The sequence below is a fragment of the Roseomonas rosulenta genome, assembly GCF_016106005.1.
GTDB classification, from domain to species: Bacteria; Pseudomonadota; Alphaproteobacteria; order Acetobacterales; family Acetobacteraceae; genus Neoroseomonas; species Neoroseomonas rosulenta.
On the sequence record NZ_JACADR010000636.1, the window covers coordinates 1 to 647 of the forward strand.

The window sequence follows — 647 nt, forward strand, 5'->3', positions numbered from 1 at the left end:
CCGCCTCGACTGCCGCTGCGGCACCTTCAGCCCCTCCCGGCGCCAGATCCGCTCGACCCGCTTGCGGTTCACCGCCCAGCCGGCGTCCCGCAACAGTGCCGCGATCCGGCGATAGCCGTATCGCCCATAGCGCTTCGCCAACTCGATGATGTCGGCCGTCAGCCGGGCCTCATCGTCCGCCCCGCGCGGTGCCTTTCGCTGCGTCGAGCGGTGCTGCCCCAACACACGGCAGGCCTTCCGCTCAGACACGCCAAGCTCACGCACCACATGCTCGACGCAAACCCGACGCCGCGCAGGGCTCACCATTTTCCCGACGCGGCTTCCGTCAGGATGACCTTCTCAAGCGTCAGGTCCGACACCGCCTTGCGCAGCCGCGCGTTCTCGCGCTCGAGCTCCTTCAGCCGCTTCACCTGGTCCAGCTTCAGACCGCCGAACTCCGCCCGCCAGCGATAGTAGGTCGGCTCCGTCACGCCGATCGCCCGCACCGCATCGGCCACCGTCTTGCCCTGGCCGACCAGAACCTCCGCCTGTCGCAGCTTCGCCACGATCTCCTCAGGCGTGTGCGCCTTCCTCCTCGCCATCCCCAACCTCCCCTCGCTGCCGCCGGGACTACATTACCGGCGGACCGCTTCTACGGGGTCAGGTCA

Annotated in this window: 1 pseudogene; it reads right to left on the bottom strand. The window is 68.8% G+C overall.

The features are described 5' to 3' along the window. Positions 1-581, bottom strand: a pseudogene (locus HW578_RS27390) (IS3 family transposase); the annotation flags it as partial. Positions 582-647: the final 66 nt, after the last annotated feature.